The following is a 24,262-nucleotide window of genomic DNA, read 5'->3' as shown; positions in this document are numbered from 1 at the left end:
GCAACGGTGGCTAACTCGCGGCCCCTCAGGGGCCGCGCTCGAGCGCGCCAGCGCTCCAAAAACACAGCCTCAAACAACCCGGGACCACTCAAACCCTGAAGCTCTGCCACACAAGACCCCCCAGACCACCAACACCCCGAAGCTCTGCCACACAAATCCAGTCCAGACCACGAGGCTCGAGCCATCACCCACTACCTCAAATCACGTACCCTCGAGCTCAGATCATGTCCTTCTTGTCCAACCAACGCATGACAGGCCACCCCAAAGCAACTGGGATCCAACAGGTTAGGACGCGGTAGAGCAGCACAGCAGGAACCGCGATCTCCGCCGGAACCCCAAAAGCCGCGAGACCACCGATCAACGCAGCCTCGACCGCACCAACACCACCCGGTGTCGGCGCGGCCGAGGCCAGCGTCCCGCCGATCATCGTGACAATAGTGACGGTGACGAAATTCGTTCCCCCACCAAAAGCTTCGATCGCAGTCCACAACGCCAGCGCCTGACCAAGCGTGATCGCCCCACAACCACCCACGATGATCACAAACCGCTTCGGATCCTTAGCCAGGTCAGCAAGTTCACCGAGAACTTCCTTGAGTTGCGGCCGCACAGAATGATTCACCCACCGGCGCAGAGTCGGCACGAACATGAACGCGCCGATCAACCCAACCCCCACGCCAGCGATCAGATACAGCACGGTCGCATCGGGCACGATGTGGGCCAGATTGGTGGAAGTGCCTGCCACCACGCTGAACACCACCAGCAGCACCAGGTGCGTGATCACCTGCATCGACTGTTGTAGGGCAACCGCGGCCGTCGCGCGCAGCGTGGACATGCCCGCTTTCTGCAGGAACCGCACGCTCAGCGCCAACCCGCCCACACCGGCGGGGGTGGTGGTGGCCACGAACGTGTTGGCCAGCTGTTCCAGCAGCAGGTCGCGCATTCGAACAAGCCCGTCGGCGCACGCACCCAGCGCTGCGGCGGCACCGACGTAGGTCAGGCCGGATACCGCCAGGCCCGCCAGTGCCCACCACCAGTTCAGCGTGCGTAGCTGGCTGAAGAAGGTCGGGACCTGGCTGAAGAACGGGTAGGCCACGTAGACCAGGGCGACCAGCAGCACGAGTTGGATGATCTGGTTGCGGGAGAAGCGGGTGATCTGTTCGGGTTGGATGCGGTCGTGGCCGGTTTGCCTGCGCACTTCCTCGCGCGCGGTGGACATCACTTTCTTCCACTGCGGCACCGATTTTCGGATGCCGACGGACATCGCTGATTTCGTCAAACGTCGTGCGGCATAGGCGACTTCGTCTTCGCCGAGCACGTCGATCGCCGCCGAGACGGCTTCGTGTTTGCCGTAGAGCGAGGTGGTGGTGACCAGCAGTTGCGCGATGTCGGTCTGGGTTTGCGCTTGCGCGGCACCGAATTCCGCGGTGGCGAAACCGCCGAAGAGCGTGTCCCCCTGGGCAACTCGCACATAGTCCGGTTGCATATCGCCGAGGCTGATCTGGTTTTCGTGCAGGTGCACAAGCCCGCGCCACACCCCCGGCAGCACCTGAGCGGACAGCGTCGCGATCGGTGTTCCGCGAGGCACGGTGTGCGCGTACAACATCCAGCCGCGCGCCATCCCGGCCACCGCGACCTGATGGCAGTCGGCCATCCCGAAGTCGCCGATCGCGATGCCCATCAGCGCCCGGTGTTCCACCGCCCGGTGCATCGAACCGTGCAGCGGCGCGGTCTCGTCGGAGCGGAAGGTGATCCACCGCCACAGCTGCCGGATCGCGCCGAAGCTGCGCTGGTTCTTGCCGTACAGCTCGACGTAGATCTCGTCTTCGGGTCCGTCGACCTTGGTGGCGAGCAGCAGCGGTCCGCGCCCGGCCGGTCGGTCGACCCGGAAGGATTTCACGGTGTATCCGCGCCCGGCCAGCACCCGCACGGCGGCGTCGAGGGGCACTTCGAGTGCGGGCGTGCCGACCAGCCAGACGATCACCGCGCCGACCAGCCACCCGACCACCAGCCCGAGCATGGCCCGCGCGGGCACCACCGAGCTCACCACCAGGTGGATGGGCGCGAACATCAACAGCAGGAACCACATCCAGCGCCGCGGCGTCACCGGCAGCCAGGGGCTGGACACGGTGAGCATGGCCGCGAGCATGGCGATCCAGCGCGGGTCGTCGAGGAATTGCGACAGGAAGGTGTCGAAGCGGTCGGGCACGGGCAGGTGCCATTTCGGGGTGGAGATGCCGGCGCCGGTGATCGACAGGGCCAGCACCGCCAGCGCGCCCGCCGCCGCGTACCCGAACAGCAGCTTCCACTGCCTACGCAGCAGGAGTTCGATGAAGATCGCGAACGGCAGCGCCAGGATGAGCATCCCGTAGATCAGATAGACCATGGTCGACTGGTCTTGGCTGAGGAAGCCGACGATTTCGGCCACCGAGCTTTCCAGCGCCAGCCATTCCGGGCGGGTGATCAGGGACCCGGCGATCACCACGGCCAGCGCGATCACGGCCAGCACGACCCGCACGATGTCACTGGTACGTCTGATCAGCGGCTGCAGAAGCTTTCCCGTTACCGGGATCTCCCGACCGTCGACTCGCATGCAGTCACTGTATTTGAGGTGTCACGCGAGCAGCCACCGCCGCACGGTCGTGACCGGGGATTACTTCGATGTCGGGAGGCAGAGCGTGCAGGCGGTGGATGGTTTCGAAGGCCTTGTCGCGGTCGGCGTCGAACAGTTCGCCGACCAGCGGGGCGGTTTCGCGCACGAGGTCGATTTGCAGGGTGCTCCACACGGCGTCGCCCGCGAGCAGCACGTGGGTGCCGTCGTCGACGGCCAGCAGGATGCCGACGCTGCCGGGGGTGTGGCCTGCCAGGTCGACGATCTGGACGGAGCCGTCGCCGAACAGGTCGTGGCTGCGGGGGAAGGTGAGAATGGGCGGGCCGTCGAGTTCGTAGAGGTCGAAGGCGCGGCCGCGCAGGGGGCCGCGGGCGACGCCGAGCGGGGCGTGCGCGCCGGTCATGGCCCAGCGGTATTCGGCGGCGGGCACGCGGATCGGGACCAGGCCGGGCAGTTCGTACAGGCCCGCGACGTGGTCCCAGTGCAGGTGGGTGGGGAGGACGAAATCGATGTCGTTGCCGGTGAGGTCGTGCGCGGCCAGCACTTCGCTCAGGCCGTGAACCGGGTTGTCGGGGGCGACCAGCAGCGGCACCGGGAACGGGAGTTCGGGCAGTACTCGCTGGTGCACGCCCGCGCAGACCGCGGGGTCGACCAGGAAGGTGGCCTCGGGGTGGCGGATCAGGAAGGCCGACATGGTCAGCGGGGTCGATCGCAGGGTGCGCACGCCCTCGGCGACGATCGCGGTGGGGGCGGACAGGTGCGCCTGGACCAGTGCGGTGAGGCCGACGGTGGTGTGCGCGGGCGGGATCGGGGCGCAGTCGAGGGTGTCGAGGAAGGTGGCGTCGGCGGTGCGTGGGCGCAGCAGGCGTGGGCCGGTGGCTACGACAGCGACGAGACAGGCAAGAACCGTCGATAACATCGTCGTTCGCTCACCCATAGGTGCCACCGTAGGCGATCGCCCAGACCCCTACCACCTGGCCAGGTGAGGCGGGTGGCGGTGGCGATAATCCAGGCTTACTCGTCGCGGCCCATGAGCCGATCTGTTTCGCGCCGTTCACGTTTCGTCGGTCGACCGGCACCACGCTCACGTTGCGGCAGCAGCGCGAGGACTTCCTTCGGAGGTGGCGGCGGGGAGCGGTCGATCAGGCACTGGGCGGCGACCGGCGGGCCGACTCGCTTGTGGATGATCCGCTCGACCACGACGATGCGTTCCAGGCCCGCGTGGCGGACCCGGATCTCGTCACCGGGGCGGATGGTCAGCGCCGGTTTCGCGGTGACCCCATTAACGCGCACATGCCCGGCGCGACAGGCTTCTGCCGCGGCCGAGCGTGTTTTGAACAGGCGCACCGCCCAGGTCCACGCATCCACGCGGGCTTGGGTGTCGGAGCGCTGTTGCGCGGGGGTCACCCCTTAGACGATACGACGAGCCGTGACGACGTCGTCAGCCGAGAGCTGGGTGTAGGACACCGGGGTGCCCGACTGCACGGCGTTGAGCAGCTGACCGTTGCCGGCGTAGATGCCGACGTGGCCGCCACCGTTGGTGATCACGATGTCACCGGCCTGCAGGTTGTCGAACGATACCGGCGCGCCCACGTGGGACTGCTCGAAGCTGGTGCGCGGCAGTTCGACACCGGCCTGACGGTAGGCCCACTGCACGAGGCCGGAGCAGTCGAAGCTGGCCGGACCGGCCGCGCCCCAGTTGTACTGGGCGCCGACCTTGCCGCGGGCGGCGTCGAGGGCGATGTTGCCCGGGGACTGCTGCTGCTGGGAGAACGGGTTCTCGAATTCGACGCTGGGGAGCTGCGGTGCGGCCTGGCCTTGCGGGGCGACCATTGCCTGCAACTGCTTCTCGACCTGCTGGGCCGGCTGCTCGAGCTCGGGCGGCAGGTCGAAGTTACCCAGACCCGGAATGTTGATCGTGGCTGCCTGCGAAAGCGCGGGCATCGCACCGGTTGTAGCGGCCACCGCACCCAGAACGAGTGCACCCTTGACGGAATTCGGCAGTCGAGAATCCCGCTGCAAGCTGTGTTTACCCACCGAGACGAGTCTCCGATCTTGCTTCTCTCCCGCCGCTTCGTCGCGAATCGCGGTGGCGATGACGACTATTCGGCGGTGACCCAATGGCGCCGCTTCTCTGACGAACCGACAGACTCCACTAAGTCACAGGAAGATTACGGCCTGTGATGCACGCTGTCCAGCGAAGCACGCAAGTTGTTTTCCTGCAGCCGGAAAAGCCCAGAACAGCGACACTTTCACCGGCGTGTCGGCGCGGGTAACGATTTGATCGGCGTTGCGGCGCGTCGCGTTACCGATCGCGTTCGGTGCCGACGCGTTCGAGTTCGGCGATGCGGGTGCGGGCGTCGGCCAGGTCGATCTCGAGCCTGCCCAACATGATCAGCAGCGGCCCCAGCGCCAGGGTGGCCAGCGCTTCCGGTGGCAGTTCATACCCCTCTTCGAGCGTGGCCTCCAGCGTGGCCTGCAGGTTGCGCCGGACCGAGTCGGCCAGATGCGCGCCCTGCGGCAGCGGCCAGGCGGCCACCATCTCGGCAGCGGACTTCGGTTGCTCGGACATCGCTCCCCTTCGCCATCACGGACTTCTCTGCTGTTCGCTAGCAGTATCTAGGACACAGCCCAGAGTTACCGAGATTCTGGTGTGCGCACGCGCTACGGTTATCCGGCATGGACCCCGTGCGCAATCCGTATGCACCCGGCGCAGGCCAGCGTCCGCCCGAATTGGCCGGGCGCGACAAACAACTCGCGGCCTTCGACATCGTGCTCGAGCGCATCGCCCGCGGCCGCCCCGAACGCAGCGTGATGCTCACCGGCCTGCGTGGCGTGGGAAAGACGGTGCTGCTCAACCAACTTCGCTCCGCGGCGATCTCGCGGAACTGGGGCACCGGCAAGATCGAGGCCAGACCCGATCAGGATCTGCGACGGCCGTTGTCGTCGGCGTTGCACATGGCGGTGCGCGCGATCGCGATGTCGGCGCGCAATGCCGAGCAGGTCGACGACTTCCTCGGCATTCTCAAGGCGTTCGCGTTGCGCGCCACCGCGGACAAGGGGATGCGCGAGCGTTGGCAGCCCGGCATCGATGTGCCCGCGGTGACCGGTCGCGCGGATTCCGGCGATATCGAGATCGACCTGATCGAACTGTTCAAAGAGGCTGCGGCGCTTGCCGCGGACATCGGTGTGGGGATCGCGATCTTCATCGACGAGATGCAGGATCTGGGCCCGGCGGATGTGTCGGCGATCTGTGGTGCGTGCCATGAGTTGAGTCAGGATGGTGCGCCGCTGATCGTGGTCGGTGCGGGTCTGCCGCATCTGCCCGCGGTGTTGTCGGCGTCGAAGAGTTACTCCGAGCGACTGTTCAGTTATCACCGGATCGATCGGTTGGATCGTGAGTCGGCGGACCTGGCGTTGATCGCGCCGGCCGAGCGGGAGGACGTGAAGTTCACCGAGACGGCGTTGGACTCGCTGTACCAAAGAGCTGATGGTTACCCATATTTCGTGCAGGCGTACGGCAAGGCCGCGTGGGATCAGGCGCCGGAGAGTCCTATCACCGCCGAGGATGTCGCGGTGGCCTCCCCCGCTGCCGAGGAGGAGCTGGCGGTGGGCTTCTTCGGTTCCCGCTACGAACGTGCGACGCCTGCTGAGCGCGAGTACATGCGGGCCATGGCCGATCTGGCGGGTGACGATGCGCCGGTCGCCACGTCGGCTGTCGCGGCGGAGTTGGGACGCAAGCCTGCGTCGGTGTCGCCCGCGCGCGATGGGTTGATCAAGAAGGGGCTGATCTACTCGGCCGAACGCGGCACGATCGGCTTCACGGTTCCGCATTTCGGCCGATATCTGCGCAGTGTATGAGTCTCTTCCTGACTCTTGGTTGCCTACTAGAAAACTGTAGAAACTCCTGTCGAGCATCGACTCGATAACCCTCTACAGCTTTCTAGCAAAGAACATAGACAGCTGAATACTCTCCTGAGTAACGGTGGAAGCCCCGCCGGGATCGGTTGCGCATCGGGTGGATAACGCCAGGGTTGACGGGTTAACGCGCTGGAAATCTAGTCCGAAAACACCAGCAGGAACTCGCCACCCCAGGTGCGTTCCGCGCGACAGAGGAGGCCGCGATGTCGAAGACCTTCCCTCTCGAAACCGACGGTCGCCGGTGCACTGTCGTCGCCGACGACGGCGTGCCGATCGCGGTCCGCACCTTCGGCGCCGCGCAGGCCCCGCTGACCGTGGTGTTCGTGCACGGCCACTGCCTGCACACCGAATCCTGGTCGTTCCTGCGCGAACATCTGCGGCTGCAGTGGGACGACGACACCCGCATGGTGTTCTACGACCACCGCGGCCACGGCGAATCCGGGCACGCCCACCACGCCACGTACACGATCGACCAGCTGGCCACCGATCTGGACGCGGTGCTGCGCGCGGTCGCGCCGACCGGGCCGGTGGTGCTGGTCGGGCATTCGATGGGCGCGATGGTGGTGCTCGCCTACGCCCGCCTGTACCCCGACGCGATCGGGCATCGGGTCGCGGGGATCGGGTTGCTCGCGGGGGCCGCGGGTGGGATCGCGCAGGTGGGTCTGGGTCGACTGCTCAACCGGCACGCCGTGGCCTCGCTGCAGCACGCGGTCGTGCACGCGCCGCGGGTGATGCAGGCGTCGAAACGCTTGTCGCGCTGGATCGTCGGGCCGTTGATCCGCGAAGCGAGCACGGGCACCCGACGGGTGAATCCACGCGTGGCCGCGATCGCGACCGCGGTGCTCAACGAGACCGCGCTGCTGACCATGTCGGGTTTCCTGAGTTCGCTGCTGGACTTCGACGAGGCCCACACCCTGCACCGCTTCGGCGATCTGCCCGCGCTGGTGTTGGCGGGTTCGGCGGATCTGATGGTGCCGTTCGCGCATTCGGTGGTGTTGGCCTCGCAGCTGTCGGGTGCGGAACTGGTGCGGATCGAGGGCGCCGGGCACAGCGTGATCCTGGACTGCGCCGAGGAGGTGGCGCACTGCCTCACCGCGCTGGTCGAACGCGCGAGCTCGGGGGTGCGCGCCCGCTACGCCGTGGCGGGGTGAGCGAACAGTTACCCGATGGCAATCCTGTGATCCCCCACAGAACTGAGCGCAAACCGAAAAGATCCGTTATTGTGGTGGAGATCACGTTGTGTGGTGAGTCACACAGCTCGGTGCAGTGCGGCCCGGGACTTTTCGGGGCGTACCCGTGATCCGGCGAGTCGGTATGCCCGCCATCTACATCAGGAGGTAACGATGACACGCAGCGATGTTGCGGAACTGCGCTACGCGGTCGGCCAACTCCGGCAATCGATCGGCGCACTGCGGTCCAACTATGGCGACGCGGCCACCATCCGCCGCCTGGAGAACGATCTCGAGCGGTTGGTCATCGACGCCGAGGATTTCGAACAGGCACCCCCGCCCGAACTGGCCGTCCCCCGCCGCTCCGACCCGATCTACGTCCCCGACAGCAAATCGGACGAAGCAGCCTGGATGGGCGCCCAAGACGAAGGTCTGGGCTTCCACTCCCGCCCCAGAACGAAGTAGAGCCTGAGACCAACGGCGCGGCGCCCTGAACCCAGGGTCGCCGCGCCGCCTCATGCCCACGACCCCGAACGGGCAGTCCTGCTACGCCCCTAAAACAACCTCAAGCCCGATGCCGCCCCAACCGCCGAGTCCGCGACCCATGAAACCGAGCCCCGCGCGGAACCTCGACCGGCTCGGCCACCTCCGCCGACTCGAACAGCGCCGCGATCCCGTGATCGTGCCCCAACGCGATCGCCTCGAGCCCGTACCGCCCGCCGGTCCGACCCAGCTCGTGCAGCATCGTGGTCATGATCCGCAGCCCGGTAGCCCCCACCGGATGCCCGAGCGCGATATCGGACCCGTTCACATTCAACCGATCCAGCGGGTCCAACTCCCATTCGGTGGCAAGCGCCAGCACTTCCACCGCATACCCCTCGTTGATCTCGAGCAAATCGATCTCATCCAGCGAGCACCCGGTCCGCCCGAGCAGCTTCGACACCGCGGGCGCCGCCCCGAGTCCGGGTCCTTCGCTGTCACACCCGGCCGCCGCCCACCCGGCGAGAAACGCCATCGGCGTCAATCCCAACTCATCGAGCCGATCCTCAGCCACGACCAGGCACGCCGATGCCCCGAGTCGATGCGAACTCATGTTCCCCACGGTCACCACCCCATCGGCGAGCAGCGGCCGCAACCCCGCGAGAGTGTGGGTCGACAGATCGTCGCGCACCCCTTCATCACGCGTGATCTGGTGCGCGCCATAACCGGCGCCGACCCCGACGACCTCAGCCGCGAACGCACCCTGCCGCCAGGCGCGCGCGGCCTTGCGATGACTGGCGACCGCGAACTCGTCAGCGGCACTGCGGTCGATGCCGTAGTAGTGCGCCAACCGCTCCGCGTTGTGCAATCCCGCGGTCCCACCGGGCAGCCCCGCCGCGGCCGACGCGCACTCCACCCCACCCGCGACCACCACATCGGCGGCACCGGTCTGCACCATCATCGCCGCGGTGATCACCGCCTGCAGTCCACTGCCGCCGTGCTTGTCGGTCACGAAACCTGGTACCGCGAAAGGCAATCCGGCTCCGCGCGCAGCCAGCGATCCCACTGCGGGAGCATCGGAGAGGACGCCGTCGAGACAAGCCATGGCCACGTCGTCGATCCGCAACGGATCGATGCCCGACCGTTGGATCACCGCCGATAAGACCGTGGTCGCCAACCACTCGGCCGGCATCCCCGACAGCGCACCGCCTTCGACGCCGCTGGGCGTTCGGACAGGTGCCACGATCGCGGCTCTTCTCATTGCGCGTCACGCTCCTCTCCCCGGTGCGGGGAACTGTTGACCTAGGCCACCACAGGTTTGTTGCACCGGCATGACGGCCCGTCACGGCCGTCACCGCTGTGATCGAGATCACCGCCATGCCCGCGTACCGAGTGCGTGAGACCCACCGCGAGCGGCCCGAACACAGGCGTATGGTGCTCCACATCACAATCCATCGCGGCGGGTAATGATCACTGCCGCAATCGAAGATCAGCGAGGCATCCACCGTGAGTGCCGCACCGACCACCACTCCCGCCACGGGCACCGGCGTCTTCAGCAGAACGCGCGCCCGGATCTCCGCACGCACCCTGCGCACCGACCGCTGGTGGCTGCCCCCACTGTTCACCGCCCTCGGTCTCGGCGCGTTCGTCACCTACGCGACGATCAGATCCTTTGTGCGCACGGCCTATTGGGTGCCGGAGTTCCACTATCTGACCCCGTTCTACTCGCCGTGTCTGAGCGAGTCGTGCGTGCCGGGGTCGGCGCACTTCGGCACCCCGTTCCCCGAGTTGCCGATGTGGATCCCGCTGGGGTTCGTGGTGCTGCCGTTCCTGCTCGGCTTCCGGCTGACCTGCTACTACTACCGCAAGGCCTACTACCGCTCGGTGTGGCTGTCCCCGCCCGCCTGCGCGGTGGCCGAGCCGCACGCGCGGTACACCGGTGAGTCGCGGTTGCCGTTGATCATCCAGAACTCGCACCGCTATTTCTTCTATGTGGCGCTGGTGGTTTCGCTGGTCAACACCTATGACGCGGTCACCGCATTCCACGGCAGCAGTGGCGGTTTCGGTTTCGGCTTGGGCAACATCGTGCTGTTGGTGAACGTGATCCTGCTGTGGGCGTACACGCTGTCGTGCCATTCGTGCAGGCACATCGTGGGCGGCAAGCTGAAGAACTTCTCCGCCCACCCGGTGCGGTACTGGTACTGGACCCAGATCTCCAAGCTGAACACCCGCCATATGGCGCTGGCCTGGACCACGCTGGGCACCCTCGTGCTGACCGACTTCTACGTGATGTTGGTGGCCAGCCACACCATTTCGGACCTGCGGTTCGTCAACTGACACCGCGACAATGCGAGGAGTTCGGAACGCAATGCCAGAGGTAGAACGGCACGACTACGACGTGGTAGTGATCGGTGCGGGCGGCGCGGGTCTGCGCGCGGTGATCGAGGCTCGCGAACAAGGACTTTCGGTCGCGGTGGTGTGTAAGTCGTTATTCGGCAAGGCACATACGGTGATGGCCGAGGGTGGTTGCGCGGCGTCGATGGGCAACGCCAACGAGAAGGACAACTGGCAGACGCACTTCAAAGACACCATGCGCGGCGGCAAGTTCCTCAACAACTGGCGGATGGCCGAACTGCACGCGCAGGAGGCCGCCGACCGGGTGTGGGAGCTGGAAACCTATGGGGCACTGTTCGATCGAACACCTGATGGCCGGATCAGTCAGCGCAATTTCGGTGGGCACACGTATCCGCGCCTGGCGCATGTCGGCGACCGGACCGGGCTGGAACTGATCCGCACGATGCAGCAGAAGATCGTGTCGCTGCAGCAGGAGGATTACGCGGAGACCGGTGATTACGAGGCCAGGATCAAGGTCTTCGCCGAGTGCACGATCACCGAATTGCTCACTGACGCAGGCGCTATCGCCGGCGCGTTCGGGTACTGGCGTGAGTCCGGCGGGTTCGTGCTGTTCTCCGCACCGGCGGTGGTGTTGGCTACCGGCGGCATCGGCAAGTCGTACAAGGTCACGTCGAATTCGTGGGAGTACACCGGCGACGGCCACGCGCTCGCCCTTCGCTGCGGCGCGACGCTGATCAATATGGAGTTCCTGCAGTTCCACCCCACCGGCATGGTCTGGCCGCCCAGCGTGAAGGGCATCCTCGTCACCGAGGGCGTGCGCGGTGACGGTGGGGTGCTGAAGAACTCCGAGGGCAAGCGGTTCATGTTCGACTACATCCCGCCGGTGTTCAAGGGCCAGTACGCCGAAACCGAGGAAGAAGCCGATCAGTGGTTGCGCGACAACGACTCTGCGCGCCGCACCCCTGATCTACTCCCCCGTGACGAGGTCGCCAGGGCGATCAACGAGGAGGTCAAGGCCGGGCGCGGCACCGAGCACGGCGGCGTCTACCTCGACATCGCGTCCCGGATGCCCGCCGACGAGATCGTGCGCAGGCTGCCGTCGATGCACCATCAGTTCAAGGAACTGGCCGATGTCGACATCACGGCCGAGCCGATGGAAGTCGGGCCGACCTGCCACTACGTGATGGGCGGGATCGAGGTGAACCCCGACACCGGGGCGGCGCTGGTACCCGGATTGTTCGCTGCCGGTGAGTGTTCCGGTGGCATGCACGGTTCGAACCGGCTGGGCGGGAACTCGCTGTCGGATCTGTTGGTGTTCGGTCGGCGGGCGGGGTTGGGTGCTTCGGCCTATGTCCAGCAGTTGGTCACCAAGCCGGTGCCGGCGGAGTCCGATGTCGACAAGGCGGTGAATGTCGCACTGGCACCGTTCGATTCGTCGGCGCACAGTCGCAGCGAGAACCCGTACACCCTGCATTCGGAGCTGCAGCAAACGATGAACGACCTGGTCGGCATCATCCGCAAAGAGCACGAGGTACGCGAGGCGATCGACAAGCTGAACGAGCTTCGAGCCAGGTACGCGAATGTGAAGGTGGAGGGCAAGCGGCCCTTCAACCCCGGCTGGCATCTCGCGCTGGATCTTGCCAACATGCTGCTGGTCAGCGAATGTGTCGCGCAGGCAGCGCTTTTGCGCACCGAGAGCCGTGGCGGCCACACGCGAGACGACCACCCCGGCATGAACCCGGACTGGCGCAACACCCTGCTGGTGTGTTCGGTGGATCCCGCGTCGACCGACGAGATCCCCAGCGTGACAGTGACTCCCGCCGATCAGTCGCCGATGCGCGACGACCTGCTCGCTTTGTTCGAACTGAGCGAGCTCGAAAAGTACTACACCGAGCAAGAATTGGCTGAGCACCCGGCAGTCGAGGGAAAGGCGTAACCATGGGATACGACGCCCGGTTCCGGGTCTGGCGCGGCGACATCGACGGCGGCAGTCTGCAGGATTACACGGTGGCGGTGAACGAGGGCGAGGTGGTGCTCGACATCATCCATCGCCTGCAAGCCACCCAGACCCCCGACCTCGCGGTGCGTTGGAATTGCAAAGCGGGCAAGTGCGGTTCGTGTTCGGCGGAGGTGAACGGGCGCCCGCGGCTGCTGTGCATGACGCGCATGTCGACGTTCACGCCCGACGACGTCATCACCGTCACCCCGATGCGCACGTTCCCGATCATCAAGGATCTGGTCACCGATGTCTCGTTCAACTACGAGAAGGCCAGGGAGATACCGTCTTTCGCGCCGCCGCCCGGTCTGGCGCCCGGCGACTATCGGATGAAGCAGATCGACGTGGAGCGGTCGCAGGAGTTCCGCAAGTGCATCGAGTGCTTCCTGTGTCAGGACACCTGTCACGTGGTGCGCGATCACGAGGAGAACAAGCCTGCCTTCGCGGGCCCGCGCTACCTGATGCGCATCACCGAACTCGAGATGCACCCGTTGGACACCCGTGATCGGCGCGAAATGGCGCAGGAAGAAGCGGGTTTGGGTTATTGCAATATCACCAAATGCTGCACGGACGTGTGTCCCGAGCACATCAAGATCACCGATAACGCGTTGATTCCGCTGAAGGAACGGGTCGTGGATCGCAAATACGATCCGGTTGTCTGGTTGGGCAATAAATTGTTCCGGCGATGACGAACTGATGACGCTGCGGGGTTGCGAAAACCCCGCAGCGTCCACTGTTTACAACACAGCTACAGTCCCCATCGCGACTGATCCGACCAGTAATCCGATGAACAGCGCCGACAGCAACGAGCTGGTGAGTACGAAGATTCCGACCGCCGATACCGCGAAAAGCAGGATCACGATCAGGCGTTCCACCCCGTCCTCAGGCGCCAGCCTCCGGTACCGGGGTGGCATCTTCTTCAACCCTCGGTCCATATACCTGGGCTACCCGTCCGACACCGCACCAAACCTCGCCCTATGCCGAAAGTTTATCGTCGCGTGATCTACGGCCGGTCGAACTCACCATCGTGCACGCCCGCGGTGAAAGCGGTCCATTCGCTCGGCGTGAAAATCAGCACCGGCCCGTCGGGGTTCTTGCTGTCTCGCAGTGCCACATGACCTTCCGCGAGCATCGCGACCTCCACGCTGCCGTCGTCGGCGCCCGCACGCTGCCAGGTGGCGTCGCTGGTGTCGATGTCGCGCTTCGTGTTCACGCGAAACCGCCCGCGTCGATACCGCGGGTGAACGCGTCCCAGCTGGCGCCGTCGAAGACCAGGGCAGGCCCGCCGGGATTCTTGCTGTCGCGCACGCCGACTTGCCCGCCGTACAGGAAGGCAACTTCGACGCAATCCTTGCCCGCGCCACTACGAGTGCTCTTGAACCAGTGTGCGTCGACGAGATCGAAACTCATGCCACATACTCCTTCGCGACCTGCCGCAGCAGGTTTCTACTCGGTTGGATATCCAGCGAATCACGCTGGAGGCAAACATGTGCCCGCTCGTACCTTCGAACATCGCTGCGTCGTTCCAGGTAGAGGTCGCCGGTGAAGCCTTCGGCGTACACCACCGGAGGTTCGACCGGTTGCCCCTTGCTGTCGGTACCGAACTCGAGAACCGTGAAAGGTCCCGTGGAGACTCCGAGCGGCACGCCGGCGGCAAACGGCAGGATGCGCACTGCCACATTACTTCGAGTACTCGCATCGGCGAGGTGTCGCAACTGCGCAGCCATCACCTTCGCATCACCGACGACGCTGCGCAATACCGATTCGTGCAGCACCACATCGATCTCGGCGGGGGAATGCTTGCGGGTGATCAAGGCCTGACGTTGCAGACGCAGCGCTACCCGGCGGTCGACCTCATCGGTCGAATCTTGTGGGAAGCCAAGATGATTCAACGCCCTCGCGTATTCCGCGGTCTGCAGCAGGCCGGGAATCAGCTCGGATTGGTAGGCGCGAAGTCGGTGCGCCGAAGCCTCCAAACCCACGTAGACATCGAAATTCTCGGGGATCAGATCGCCGTAGGCGTGCCACCAGCTCTTGACAGCGGCCTGCTGCGCCAGCCCGGTGAGTCCCTCGGCGAGATGGTCGGGAATGCCGTAGATGCGGCACAGTTCGTGGATATCGATGGTTCTGATCCGGTCGGCCTGACCCTTTTCCAGGCGCTGCAGGGTGCTGGCACCCCACTCCATCAGCCGGGCCGCCTCGGCGATCGTGAGCCCGGCCTGCGTGCGCCAATCGCGCAGGTACCGGCCTAATTGTCGGCGCGGCAACGTCGAGGAGACCCCCGACGTTTCCGTTCCGATCGATGCATTGACAGCCACTGCCCCACTCCTGCCCGTGTTCGCACGCCCGCCATCCGCTCCCAGCCCCGAATCGACGGTGGAATTCGTCCACTATGGGGAATCCTGCTCTCCCCCTTGGATGTTGTGCTGGGAATTCGCGGAAATCTCGAATCCTGGGCGTGTACTGACCGTTAGCCCGGCGTTTGCGTGCTGTGCTGGGCGTATGCAACTGAGCGAGCTGAACATGCATATCGCTGCTGCACTGCTGAGTTGCGGCAGCGATCCGGGGCCGATGGAACCCGAACAAGCCCATGCCGCAATGCAATTGCATCTGGACTGCACCGTCGACGAGTGTCGGGTGCGCAGGCGCGCGCGCAAGACGCTGGTCGAAGCGGGGCGCTGCGTGTTGGACGAGCGCGCCACGCGTTAGTGGTGTCGGTGATCGGTGATCGGGTCGCGCGGGCCGAATTTGGGTTTGCGGGCCTGCCCGCTCAGCGCCAGCAGCCGCACCGCGCGGTAGCGGTGGGGTTGTAGCGGACGCAGGTATTCGACCATCGCGTCGTCGTCGATCGGGTGGCCCAGCAGGGTCCAGCCCACCACGGCGGCCAGGTGGTAGTCGCCGACCGACAGCGCATCGGCATCGCCGAAGGCGCGCTGTGCGGTTTCCGCGACGGTCCACACGCCGATGCCGGGCAGGCTGCGCAGGCGTTGCGCGGCTTCGGCCGGGTGCAGTGCGGCGGTGCGTTCGATCGAATCCGCGACTCGCGCCGCGCGCACGATGGTCTGGGCGCGCTGCGGGCCGACATTGGCTCGGTGGTACTTCCAGGACGGAATCAACCGCCAGGTCTCGGCGTCGGGCGGCACCATCAGGCCCTGCGGTGCGGGTCCCGGCGCCTTCGTGCCGAACTCGCGGACCAGCGTGCGCCACGACGCCCAGGACGCCTTCGTGTGCACTTTCTGTTCGAGGATGGCGGGGATCAGCGACTCGAGCACCCGGCCGGTTTTCAACATGCGCAGGCCGGGGACGGTGCGGTGCGCTTCTTTGATCTTGGGGTGCTGCGGGGTGAAGTCGTCGAGGTCTTCTTCGAGGCAGAGCATGGTTTCCAGACCCGCGAGAAACTCCTCGGCGCCGGGGCCCCACGCGCGGGCGGTGGCGCCGTAGCGGCCGTCCTGGGTGAGGCGGAAGGTGACCTCGCCGGTGCGCATCCGGGAGGCGTGCCAGCGGGCGCCGTCGGGGGTGACGTGGTGGCAGGGGTCGGCGGCGCCTCTGCGCAGGGGGGAGACGGTGATGTCTACATCGAAGGGCCTGGTCGATCGGACTGTTCTGGACAGACCGGCCACGGCCAGGTCGGGGTCCAGGGTCTCGGGCATTGGTTCATTGTGCGCCTGTGAGCTGGGTCAATCCACGGCGCGGTCCAGTAGGTATCTGGCCAGGTGTACGCCCTGGGTGTTCGCGAGGTGTGCCGCTTGGGTTCGGCAGGAGAAGCCGTCTGCTAGGAAGATGGTGTTCGGGGGCGCGTTGCGTAGGGCTGGGAGCAGGGCGTTTTCGGCAACCGCTTTCGAGACGTCGTAGTGGCCTTTTTGCATGCCGAAGTTGCCTGCCAGGCCGCAGCAGCCTGCTAGTTCTTCGATGGTGACGCCCATTGCGGTGAGAATTTCGCGGTCGGCTTCGAAGCCGCCGACGGCGTGCTGGTGGCAGTGGGGTTGGACGATGACCGTGTCGTTCGGGCGGTGGGGTGGGTGCCAGTCGGGGTGGGCCGTGAGGAATTCGGCGAGGGTTTTGACGGCGGCGGCTACCTGGTGGGCTCGGGGGTCGTTGGGGAGCAGTTCTGGGAGGTCGGCTTTGAGGGTGGCTGTGCAGGAGGGTTCCAGGCCGACGATGACGCCGCCTGCTGCTACGTGGTCGGTGAGGGCATCGAGGGTGGCTTTCAGGCGGGTGCGGGCGCCGTCCAGTTGGCCGGTGCTGATCCAGGTGAGGCCGCAGCAGACTCGTGATTTGGGGATGGTGACTGTGTAGCCGAGTCGTTCGATGAGTTGGGTTGCGGCTCGGGCGTTTTCGGGGTCGTAGGCGTCGGTGAAGGTATCTGTCCACAGCATTACTTCGCGTGGCCCTGTGTGCTTGGTCCAGTTGCGTCGCAGGGGTTTCGATGCGAGTGGGGGTACATCTCTGCGGGGGTCGATTCCTGCCAGGCGCATGCCTGCTCGGCGGAGGTTCGGGCGGGCGGTGAGGGCGTTGGCCAGGCGGGGGAAGCGTTGGGCGATGGCCAGCCAGCGTGGGAGTTGGCCCAGGACATAGTGATCCAGGGGTCTTGGGCGGTTTTTGTAGCGGCGGTACAGTGCCTCGGATTTGTAGGTGGCCATGTCGACGCCTGCGGGGCAGTCGGAGGCGCAGGCTTTGCAGGACAGGCACAGGTCCAGGGATTGTTCGACTGCTGGTGCGCGCCAATCGAGTTCGCCGCGGACTACCTCCTGGAGGACTCTGGCGCGGGCTCGGGTGGTGTCCTTTTCGTCCGAGGTGGCCAGGTAGGAGGGGCACATGAAGCCGCCGTCTTTGCGAGTGTCCGCGCGGCACTTGGCGATTCCTACACATCTGTGCACAGCTGTGGATAGATCGCCGTTGTCTGTGGATAGGGCGAAGCCTGTGCCTGCGACGGGCTGTAGTCCTGCTACTCGGAGGTCGGCGTCGACGGGGTTCGGGGCGACGAGGATGCCTGGGTTGAGGATGTTGTCGGGGTCGAAGAGGGATTTGAAGCCTGCGAAGGCGGCGCGGGCTGCTGGGGTGTACATGAGTTCTAGGAGTTCGGACCTCGCACGGCCGTCGCCGTGTTCGCCTGATAGTGAGCCACCGTGTCGCACAACCAGTTCCGTGGCGTCTACTAGGAACTCGCGGAAGCGTTGCGGGGCATTGGCGATCGGGAAGTCGAGGCGGACGTGGATGCAGCCGTCGCCTAGGTGGCCGTAGAGCAGGCCGGTGAGGTTGTATTCGGTTGTGAGGTCTGCGAATTCGCGGAGGTAGGGGCCGAGGTTTTGCGGGGGAACTGCGGCGTCTTCCCAGCCTGGCCACGCCGGGTTGCCGTCGGGGGTGCGGCCTGCCAGGCCTGCTCCGTCGGCTCGGATTCGCCAGAGTGCCGCTGTGGCGACGGGATCGGTGACTATGCGGTGGTCGTCGGCGTTGGTTTCTCGGCATAGTTGGCGGGCTAGGGCTTCGGCCTCGGCGGGGCTGGCGCCCGCGGTTTCGACGAATAGCCAGCCTCGCCCCTTCGGGAGGTCGGGGACGGTTCCTCGGTGTGCGCGGACTACGTCTACCAGGCCTGCGTCGATGCCTTCGACTGCGATGGGGGCGCAGAGGGTTACTGCGGCGATATCGTCTGCGGCAGTGGCGATGTCGGGGTATCCGATCACTGTCAGCACTGTTGCCGCGGGCGTTGGGGTGAGCGTTAGTGTCGCTTCCAGAAGTAGTCCACAGGTTCCCTCGGAGCCGACGAATGCCTTCGCTGCGGATGAACCTCGTTCTGGCAGAAGGTGTTCGGGGTTGTAGCCGGAGGCTTGGCGGTCGAATCTGCCCATCTCGGTGCGCAACACTGCCAGGTTTCTGGTGGTGAAACTTGCCAGGCCTGGCACGGCGGTCAGGTCGGTGCCGAGGGTTCTGTGTGTGCCGGTGCCGTCGAGGATGCGCAGCTCGCGGACAGTGTCGGAGGTGCGGCCCCAGGCCAGGGCGTGGGGGCCGCAGGCGTTGTTGCCGATCATTCCGCCCAGGGTGCAGCGAGCCTGGGTTGATGGGTCCGGGCCCAGTCTGAGTCCGTTCGGGCGTAGCCGGCGTTGCAGATCCGACAGGACTACGCCCGGCTGCACGGTGGCCGTTCGCGCCTCGACGTCGACGGCTCGGACTGTGTTCATGTGCCTGCTGAAATCCAGCACGATGCCTGGTCCGATGGCATTTCCCGCCACCGAGGTGCCTGCGCCTCGCGCCGTGAGGGGCAGGCCGTTCTCGCGGGCGAATTGGACCGTTTCGGCGACGTCGTCATCGCCGCGGGGGAACACCACCATGGCGGGTTTTACGCGGTAGTTGGAGGCGTCGGAGGAGTACTCGACGCGTCTGCGGATCGAGGCGTCGACCGGGCAGCCGACGCGGGTGCGCAGGGCATCGGCCAGCTTGTCCGCGCTCCGGTCGTCGTCCACGCGACCAGCCTATTCGGGAGTCGAGGCTCCGCCCTCCGGCTGTCGATCCGACCTGGCGATCAGCCAGGATGCGGCGGCCGATTTCGCCGTACACGGGACCGGAGTGCCCGCGGAAAGGATTTGCGGTCAACCTTTGTTGAGGTTCTAGTGTCGGTGGGCAGGAGTTCAATGGGTGGGGAACCGCGAGGAGAGTGGCAGTGAGTATCGAATCCGTGGCGTACAGCCAGATGTACCGGCGCATGAACGCGCCGGACGAGCAGCGACCGTTCAGCACCGTCACCGCGCGCCGCATCCTGCGGTTCGCGCAGGGGCACCGGCGGCGGATCGTCGGCTTCCTGCTGCTCAGCGTGTTGGCCGCGGTGCTCGGCGTGGCGACGCCGGTGCTGGCCGGACGCGTGGTCAACGGCATCGTCGACGGCGCCGCGGCTCGCACCGTGGTGTTGCTAGCTCTGGCCATCGCCGGGCTTGCCATTGCCGACGCGGCTTTGGGCATCGCCATCCGGTGGCTGTCGGCGCGCATCGGTGAGGGGCTGATCCTTGACCTGCGCACCGCCGTGTTCGATCACGTACAGAAGATGCCCGTCGCGTTCTTCACCCGCACCCGCACCGGCGCGCTGGTCAGCCGCCTGAACAGCGACGTGATCGGCGCCCAGCGCGCGTTCAGCGACACCCTCTCCGGTGTGATCACCAACCTCGTCACCCTGCTGCTCACCCTGGCGGTGATGCTCAGCATTTCCTGGCAGATCACCCTGCTCGCGCTGGTCCTCCTGCCCGTGTTCGTCATCCCGGCCCGGCGCGCCGGCAACAAACTCGCCGCCATGCAGCGCGAAGCCGCCCAGCTCAACGCCGCCATGAGCACCCAGATGACCGAACGTTTCTCCGCGCCCGGCGCCACCCTGGTGAAGCTGTTCGGCAGGCCGGCGCAGGAGTCGTCGGAGTTCGCCGTGCGCGCCACCCGCGTGCGGGACATCGGCGTGCGCACCGCCATGCTGCAGACCACCTTCGTCACCTCGCTCACCCTGGTTTCCGCGCTGGCACTGGCCTTGGTCTACGGCCTCGGTGGCTGGTACGCGCTGAAGGGCAGCCTCGACGCGGGGTCGGTCGTGGCGCTGTCGCTGCTGCTCACCCGCCTGTACACCCCCCTGACCGCGCTGGCCAGCGCCCGCCTGGAGATCATGTCCGCGCTGGTGAGCTTCGAGCGCGTGTTCGAGGTCCTGGACCTGAAGCCGCTGATCGAAGACGCACCGCACGCGGTGGATGTGCCCGACGGTCCGGTCGCGGTGGAACTGGACGGCGTGAACTTCGGTTACCCGTCGGCCGACAAGGTCTCGCTCGCCTCCCTGGAAGACGTCGCGACCCTGGACAGCCGCGGCGGCGTCGAGGTGCTGCACGAGGTGTCCCTGCGTGCCGAACCCGGCCAACTCATCGCCCTGGTCGGCTCCTCCGGTGCGGGCAAATCCACTATCGCCCAACTGGTTTCGCGCCTGTACGACGTCGACTCCGGCGCCGTCCGCCTCAACGGCTCCGACGTGCGCGACCTCACCACCGAATCCATCCAACGCACCGTCGGCCTGGTCACCCAGGACGGCCACCTGTTCCACGACACCATCCGCGCCAACCTCCTGCTGGCCCGCCCCGAAGCCACCGAACCCGAACTCTGGGACGCCCTGCACCGCGCCCGCCTCGGCGACCTCATCTCCACCCTCACCGACGGCCTCGACACGGTAGTCGGCGAACGCGGCTACCGCCTCTCCGGCGGCGAACGCCAACGCCTCACCATCGCCCGCCTCCTGCTCAAACAACCCCGAGTGGTCATCCTCGACGAAGCAACCGCCTCCCTGGACTCCACCTCGGAAGCAGCAGTCCAAGCCGCCCTGGCCGAAGCCCTCACCGGCCGCACCGCCCTGGTCATCGCCCACCGCCTGTCCACAATCCGAGCCGCCGACCAAATCCTGGTCCTGGAAGCCGGCCGAATCATCGAACGGGGAACCCACACCACCCTGCTGAACGCCGACGGCCGCTACGCCGAGCTCTACCGAACCCAATTCGCCGAAGACCCCACCACCCCGATCACCCCAGCCATCGCCTGAACCTGGCCGCCATCCCTGGGTGTTCTCGGCGCGCCTCCGCCGATGGACTGACCGGAGGGTGCGACGAAGGAGTGCCCGTAGGGAGGGAAGAGGCGGAGTCAAGCGCCGAGAACCGCGGCACCAGCCGCAAATAAACACAGTGTTCTCGGCGCGCCTCCGCCGATGGACTGACCGAAGGGTGCGACGAAGGAGTGCCCGTAGGGAGGGAAGAGGCGGGGTCAAGCGCCGAGAACCGCGGCGCCAGCCGCTAATAGACACAGCCCTGTTCTCGGCGCGCGCGCTCTACCCACACTGCGGCACCACCCCAACTGAATCAGAACTCGTTGGCTACACCGATCACGGTTCGGCCCGAGTGGGTGCCGTCCTTGATGGATTGCAGGACGGTGCCCACTTCGGTGATCGGGGTGAACGACTCGATCGTCGAAAGGTGTTGTGGCCGCAGCTCTTTGCCCAGTGCTGTCCACAACGTGCGACGCTTTTCGATCGGGAGCTGGACCGAATCGATGCCGAGCAGGCTGACGCCGCGGAGGATGAAAGGCAGGACGGTGGTGGGTACGTCGGCGCCGCCGGTGAGGCCGCTGGCGGCCACCGCGCCGCCGTAGCCGATGGCGCTGAGGACGTAGGCCAGCGAGGAGCCGCCGACGCTGTCCACCGCAGCAGCCCAGTTGGCCTTGTTCAGCGGGCGGGGCTTGGCGTCGGGGACGAGAGGCAGGCGGCCGATGACTTCGTTGGCGCCCAGTTCGGCGAGTAGGTCGCCCGCGTCGGTTTTGCCGGTGGAGGCGATGACTTCGTAGCCGAGGCCGGAGAGGATGTCGATGGCGACCGTGCCCACACCGCCGGTCGCGCCGGTGACCAGGACCGCGCCGTCGTCGGGGGTGAGGCCGTGGTCGAGCAGGGCCTGCACGCTCATGGCGGCGGTGAAGCCGGCGGTGCCGATGGTGGCCGCGTCGCGGGTGTCGAGGCCGTCGAGCTTCACGACCCAGTCGGCGGGGACCCTGGTGTACTCGGCGAAGCCGCCGTTGCGGGAGACGCCCAGTTCGTAGCCGTGGGCGATGACCTGGTCGCCGGGGGCGAAGTCGTCGGAATCGGAGGCGATGACCTCGCCGGTGATGTCGATTCCGGGCACGATCGGGTAGTTGCGCACCACCCCGCCGCGGGGCGTAATCGCCAGCAGGTCTTTGTAATTCGCGCTCGAGTAGTGGACTTCGATCGTCACGTCCCCGGTGCCGAGGAAGTCATCCCCCACCGTCTCGCGGGCGAGCACGATCCCGCCGTCAGCTTCCCTGGCCACCATCGCTGAGAACTCCATGCAGCCGAGCATAGGTTCAACGGGCGCCTCCGGGCGGTCACCCGCCCGATAAGGCGCAACCAGCTGGTCAGTTGATCACCACGCGCTGGTGGCGGAGGCCTCTCGGGCGATGCTTGCGTCAGAGCGTGGTGATCAGGTGTCCAGCAGTTCCAGGCGGACGCCGAGGAGGCGGACGGGGCGGTCCAGGTCGAAGCGGGCGATGATGTCGAGGGCGGTGGCGACGATGGTGGGGATGTCGTCGGTGGGGGCGGGGAGTTTTTGTTGTTTGCTGCGGGTGTAGAAGGTTTTGGTGCGGACGGTGACCGCTACTCGGGTGCTGATTCGGTGGTGTTCGCGGACTTCCTCGGCGACTTCGGTGGCCAGGCGTGCTACTTCGCGGTGGATTTCTTCGGGGTCGGTGAGGTCGTGGGGGAAGGTCTCGGATTTGCTGCGGCCCACGGGAGTTCGTGGGGTGGTGGAGAGTTCGGTGTCGCCTTTGCCGTGGCCCAGGACCCGCAGGTAGGGGCCGGTGTTGGGGCCGAATTCGGCGGCTAGGCGGTCGGGGTCGGCGGCCATGAGGTCGGCGACGGTGGTGATGTCGAGGTCGGCCATGCGTTTAGCGATTCGGGTGCCAACGCCCCAGAGGGCGTCGGTGGGGCGGGGGCCCATGAGTTCGGCCCAGTTGGTGGCGGTGAGTTCGAAAATGCCGGTGGCTGCGCCTTTTTCGTGTTCGGGAACGGCTGCGGTCTTGCCGGTGGACTTGGCGAAGCCGGTGGCCAGCTTGGCTGTGAGCTTGTTGTCGCCGATGCCGACCGCGCAGGTGAGGCCGAGTTCGATGATGGCGGTGCGGATTTCGGCGGCCAGGTGCCAGGGGTCGTCGTCGGTGGCGACGAAGGCTTCGTCCATCCCCCATACCTCGACCGCGCCTGCCACCCGGCCCAGTGTGGCCATGATTTCCTCGGAGGCGACCTCATACGCGGCCATGTCGACGGGTAGGAAGACGCCGTCGGGGCACTTGCGCTGCGCCATCTTCAACGCCATGCCCGCCCGCACGCCATAGGCTCTGGCGGGATAGGAAGCGCAGGTCACGACCTTGCGGGGCTGTGCGGGGTCGCCTTCGCCGCCGACGATGACCGGTTGGCCGCGCAGCTCGGGACGGCGTCGGAATTCCACCGCCGCCTGGAACTGGTCGAGGTCCACATGCAGGAGCCACCGGGGCACTGTTCCGTCATACCTCATCGCGGCCACAATTCGGGTCGCCTCTTGCGCAACCACCGAAACAGAACTAAATTCTGTACATGAAGATCCGAGATCGGTTGTTGCTCGCCGCGGAGCGACAGTTCGCCGAACACGGTGTCCTCGATGCCACCTTGAACGACATCCGCGCCGCCGCCGAAGCCAGCGTCGGGGCGCTCTACCACCACTTTCCCGACAAGGCCGATCTCTACCGGCAGGTCTGGGTGAACGCGCTCACCGACTATCAGCAGCACTTCTGGGATGCCGTGGCCGACAGTGTCGACGCGCACGCGGGCGTCGTCGCCGGAGTGCAGGCCCACCTGCGCTGGGTGCAGGAAAATCAGTACCGCGCAACGATTCTCACTATCGCGAGGCCGCCCGGCGTGCGCGAGAGTGAGCGCAATGTGGAGTTCTTCACCGCGGTCCGGCGCTGGTGGCGGACCCACGCGGGGTACGGCACGGTGCGCGACCTCGAGCTCGACCTGGTCTACGCGCTGTGGCTGGGTGCGGCACAGGAATACTCGCGACAGTGGCTTGGTGGCAATATCCGTACCGCGCCAACCGATGTCGCCGCCGAACTCGCCGCCGCCGCGTGGGCGACACTGCGGGCCGACGGCACCGAATAGACACCATGCAGGACAACGCAACTCACGCAGGGCAC

23 protein-coding genes are annotated in these 24,262 nt (G+C 66.2%); 9 read left to right on the top strand and 14 right to left on the bottom strand.

What is annotated here, in order from left to right:
* Nucleotides 1–217 precede the first annotated feature (217 nt).
* The 5 genes from ACFWVD_RS21650 to ACFWVD_RS21630 all read right to left on the bottom strand — a co-directional run bounded on the left by ACFWVD_RS21650 (nucleotide 218) and on the right by ACFWVD_RS21630 (nucleotide 5,180).
* A complete protein-coding gene (locus ACFWVD_RS21650; protein ID WP_379245452.1) occupies nucleotides 218–2,590 on the bottom strand; it encodes a YbhN family protein in 2,373 nt (790 codons plus the stop codon).
* A gap of 4 nt (nucleotides 2,591–2,594) precedes the next feature.
* Entirely contained in the window at nucleotides 2,595–3,545 is a 951-nt protein-coding gene (locus ACFWVD_RS21645) for an MBL fold metallo-hydrolase (RefSeq protein WP_379245450.1), read from the bottom strand.
* Nucleotides 3,546–3,622: 77 nt separating this feature from the next.
* The gene (locus ACFWVD_RS21640; protein WP_379245448.1) at nucleotides 3,623–4,015 is read right to left on the bottom strand and encodes an RNA-binding S4 domain-containing protein; all 393 of its coding nucleotides are present in this window, start codon (nucleotides 4,013–4,015) and stop codon (nucleotides 3,623–3,625) included.
* Nucleotides 4,016–4,018: 3 nt separating this feature from the next.
* Nucleotides 4,019–4,552 carry a C40 family peptidase gene (locus ACFWVD_RS21635; protein WP_379245474.1) on the bottom strand — a complete coding sequence of 178 codons (534 nt, stop codon included), beginning with the start codon at nucleotides 4,550–4,552 and terminating at the stop codon, nucleotides 4,019–4,021.
* A gap of 361 nt (nucleotides 4,553–4,913) precedes the next feature.
* Nucleotides 4,914–5,180, bottom strand: a complete 267-nt coding sequence (locus tag ACFWVD_RS21630; protein ID WP_379245446.1) for a hypothetical protein — start codon at nucleotides 5,178–5,180, stop codon at nucleotides 4,914–4,916.
* Between the two features lie 107 nt (nucleotides 5,181–5,287).
* Here ACFWVD_RS21630 and ACFWVD_RS21625 point away from each other — a divergent pair, with 107 nt between their 5' ends.
* The 3 genes from ACFWVD_RS21625 (at nucleotide 5,288) to ACFWVD_RS21615 (ending at nucleotide 8,163) form a co-directional block, all read left to right on the top strand.
* Nucleotides 5,288–6,469 (top strand): AAA family ATPase, encoded by a 1,182-nt coding sequence (locus ACFWVD_RS21625; protein WP_379245444.1) that lies wholly within the window; start codon nucleotides 5,288–5,290, stop codon nucleotides 6,467–6,469.
* Nucleotides 6,470–6,732: 263 nt separating this feature from the next.
* On the top strand, nucleotides 6,733–7,680 hold the full coding sequence (locus ACFWVD_RS21620) for an alpha/beta fold hydrolase (RefSeq protein ID WP_379245442.1): 948 nt from the start codon (nucleotides 6,733–6,735) through the stop codon (nucleotides 7,678–7,680).
* 192 nt (nucleotides 7,681–7,872) lie between these two features.
* The gene (locus ACFWVD_RS21615) at nucleotides 7,873–8,163 is read left to right on the top strand and encodes a hypothetical protein (protein ID WP_379245440.1); all 291 of its coding nucleotides are present in this window, start codon (nucleotides 7,873–7,875) and stop codon (nucleotides 8,161–8,163) included.
* Nucleotides 8,164–8,263: 100 nt separating this feature from the next.
* Here the strand turns inward: ACFWVD_RS21615 and ACFWVD_RS21610 are convergent, their stop codons facing one another.
* The gene (locus tag ACFWVD_RS21610) at nucleotides 8,264–9,439 is read right to left on the bottom strand and encodes an acetyl-CoA acetyltransferase (RefSeq protein WP_379245438.1); all 1,176 of its coding nucleotides are present in this window, start codon (nucleotides 9,437–9,439) and stop codon (nucleotides 8,264–8,266) included.
* A 245-nt stretch (nucleotides 9,440–9,684) separates the two neighbouring features.
* Here ACFWVD_RS21610 and ACFWVD_RS21605 point away from each other — a divergent pair, with 245 nt between their 5' ends.
* Genes ACFWVD_RS21605 through ACFWVD_RS21595 form a run of 3 tightly spaced genes read left to right on the top strand, consistent with a single transcriptional unit; the run spans nucleotide 9,685 to nucleotide 13,218 of the window.
* Nucleotides 9,685–10,515 (top strand): hypothetical protein, encoded by an 831-nt coding sequence (locus ACFWVD_RS21605; protein WP_379245436.1) that lies wholly within the window; start codon nucleotides 9,685–9,687, stop codon nucleotides 10,513–10,515.
* Between the two features lie 31 nt (nucleotides 10,516–10,546).
* A complete protein-coding gene (locus ACFWVD_RS21600) occupies nucleotides 10,547–12,469 on the top strand; it encodes a fumarate reductase/succinate dehydrogenase flavoprotein subunit (RefSeq protein ID WP_379245434.1) in 1,923 nt (640 codons plus the stop codon).
* Between the two features lie 2 nt (nucleotides 12,470–12,471).
* Nucleotides 12,472–13,218 carry a succinate dehydrogenase/fumarate reductase iron-sulfur subunit gene (locus tag ACFWVD_RS21595; protein WP_379245432.1) on the top strand — a complete coding sequence of 249 codons (747 nt, stop codon included), beginning with the start codon at nucleotides 12,472–12,474 and terminating at the stop codon, nucleotides 13,216–13,218.
* A gap of 48 nt (nucleotides 13,219–13,266) precedes the next feature.
* Here ACFWVD_RS21595 and ACFWVD_RS21590 read toward each other — a convergent pair whose 3' ends face one another.
* The 4 genes from ACFWVD_RS21590 to ACFWVD_RS21575 form a co-directional block, all read right to left on the bottom strand.
* Nucleotides 13,267–13,404: a hypothetical protein gene (locus ACFWVD_RS21590; RefSeq protein ID WP_379245430.1), complete on the bottom strand. Its 138-nt coding sequence runs from the start codon at nucleotides 13,402–13,404 to the stop codon at nucleotides 13,267–13,269.
* A gap of 128 nt (nucleotides 13,405–13,532) precedes the next feature.
* Entirely contained in the window at nucleotides 13,533–13,742 is a 210-nt protein-coding gene (locus ACFWVD_RS21585) for a DUF397 domain-containing protein (protein ID WP_379245428.1), read from the bottom strand.
* The gene (locus tag ACFWVD_RS21580) at nucleotides 13,739–13,939 is read right to left on the bottom strand and encodes a DUF397 domain-containing protein (protein WP_379245426.1); all 201 of its coding nucleotides are present in this window, start codon (nucleotides 13,937–13,939) and stop codon (nucleotides 13,739–13,741) included. Before ACFWVD_RS21580 ends, ACFWVD_RS21585 begins: the two co-directional genes overlap by 4 nt.
* Nucleotides 13,936–14,847 (bottom strand): helix-turn-helix domain-containing protein, encoded by a 912-nt coding sequence (locus ACFWVD_RS21575; RefSeq protein ID WP_379245424.1) that lies wholly within the window; start codon nucleotides 14,845–14,847, stop codon nucleotides 13,936–13,938. Before ACFWVD_RS21575 ends, ACFWVD_RS21580 begins: the two co-directional genes overlap by 4 nt.
* Before the next feature lie 184 nt (nucleotides 14,848–15,031).
* Here ACFWVD_RS21575 and ACFWVD_RS21570 point away from each other — a divergent pair, with 184 nt between their 5' ends.
* The gene (locus tag ACFWVD_RS21570) at nucleotides 15,032–15,238 is read left to right on the top strand and encodes a hypothetical protein (RefSeq protein ID WP_379245422.1); all 207 of its coding nucleotides are present in this window, start codon (nucleotides 15,032–15,034) and stop codon (nucleotides 15,236–15,238) included.
* On the opposite strand, the gene ACFWVD_RS21565 is transcribed toward ACFWVD_RS21570, so the two are convergent.
* Both ACFWVD_RS21565 and ACFWVD_RS21560 read right to left on the bottom strand, forming a co-directional pair.
* On the bottom strand, nucleotides 15,235–16,179 hold the full coding sequence (locus ACFWVD_RS21565; RefSeq protein WP_379245420.1) for a DNA-3-methyladenine glycosylase family protein: 945 nt from the start codon (nucleotides 16,177–16,179) through the stop codon (nucleotides 15,235–15,237). The genes ACFWVD_RS21570 and ACFWVD_RS21565 overlap by 4 nt on opposite strands.
* A gap of 27 nt (nucleotides 16,180–16,206) precedes the next feature.
* Nucleotides 16,207–18,987, bottom strand: coding sequence for an FAD-binding and (Fe-S)-binding domain-containing protein (locus ACFWVD_RS21560; RefSeq protein ID WP_379245419.1), 2,781 nt, complete (start codon nucleotides 18,985–18,987; stop codon nucleotides 16,207–16,209).
* A gap of 197 nt (nucleotides 18,988–19,184) precedes the next feature.
* Here ACFWVD_RS21560 and ACFWVD_RS21555 point away from each other — a divergent pair, with 197 nt between their 5' ends.
* Nucleotides 19,185–21,077: an ABC transporter ATP-binding protein gene (locus ACFWVD_RS21555; protein ID WP_379245417.1), complete on the top strand. Its 1,893-nt coding sequence runs from the start codon at nucleotides 19,185–19,187 to the stop codon at nucleotides 21,075–21,077.
* A gap of 313 nt (nucleotides 21,078–21,390) precedes the next feature.
* Here ACFWVD_RS21555 and ACFWVD_RS21550 read toward each other — a convergent pair whose 3' ends face one another.
* The gene (locus ACFWVD_RS21550) at nucleotides 21,391–22,386 is read right to left on the bottom strand and encodes an acryloyl-CoA reductase (protein WP_379245415.1); all 996 of its coding nucleotides are present in this window, start codon (nucleotides 22,384–22,386) and stop codon (nucleotides 21,391–21,393) included.
* 132 nt (nucleotides 22,387–22,518) lie between these two features.
* The gene (locus tag ACFWVD_RS21545) at nucleotides 22,519–23,586 is read right to left on the bottom strand and encodes a DNA polymerase IV (RefSeq protein WP_379245413.1); all 1,068 of its coding nucleotides are present in this window, start codon (nucleotides 23,584–23,586) and stop codon (nucleotides 22,519–22,521) included.
* Nucleotides 23,587–23,663: 77 nt separating this feature from the next.
* Here ACFWVD_RS21545 and ACFWVD_RS21540 point away from each other — a divergent pair, with 77 nt between their 5' ends.
* Nucleotides 23,664–24,227, top strand: a complete 564-nt coding sequence (locus ACFWVD_RS21540) for a TetR/AcrR family transcriptional regulator (RefSeq protein WP_379245411.1) — start codon at nucleotides 23,664–23,666, stop codon at nucleotides 24,225–24,227.
* Nucleotides 24,228–24,262 lie beyond the last annotated feature (35 nt).

This window comes from Nocardia sp. NPDC058666 (assembly GCF_042714895.1).
Lineage (GTDB): Bacteria > Actinomycetota > Actinomycetes > Mycobacteriales > Mycobacteriaceae > Nocardia.
Note: the sequence above shows the minus strand (reverse complement) of the source record. Positions and strands in the feature narration are given on the sequence as shown.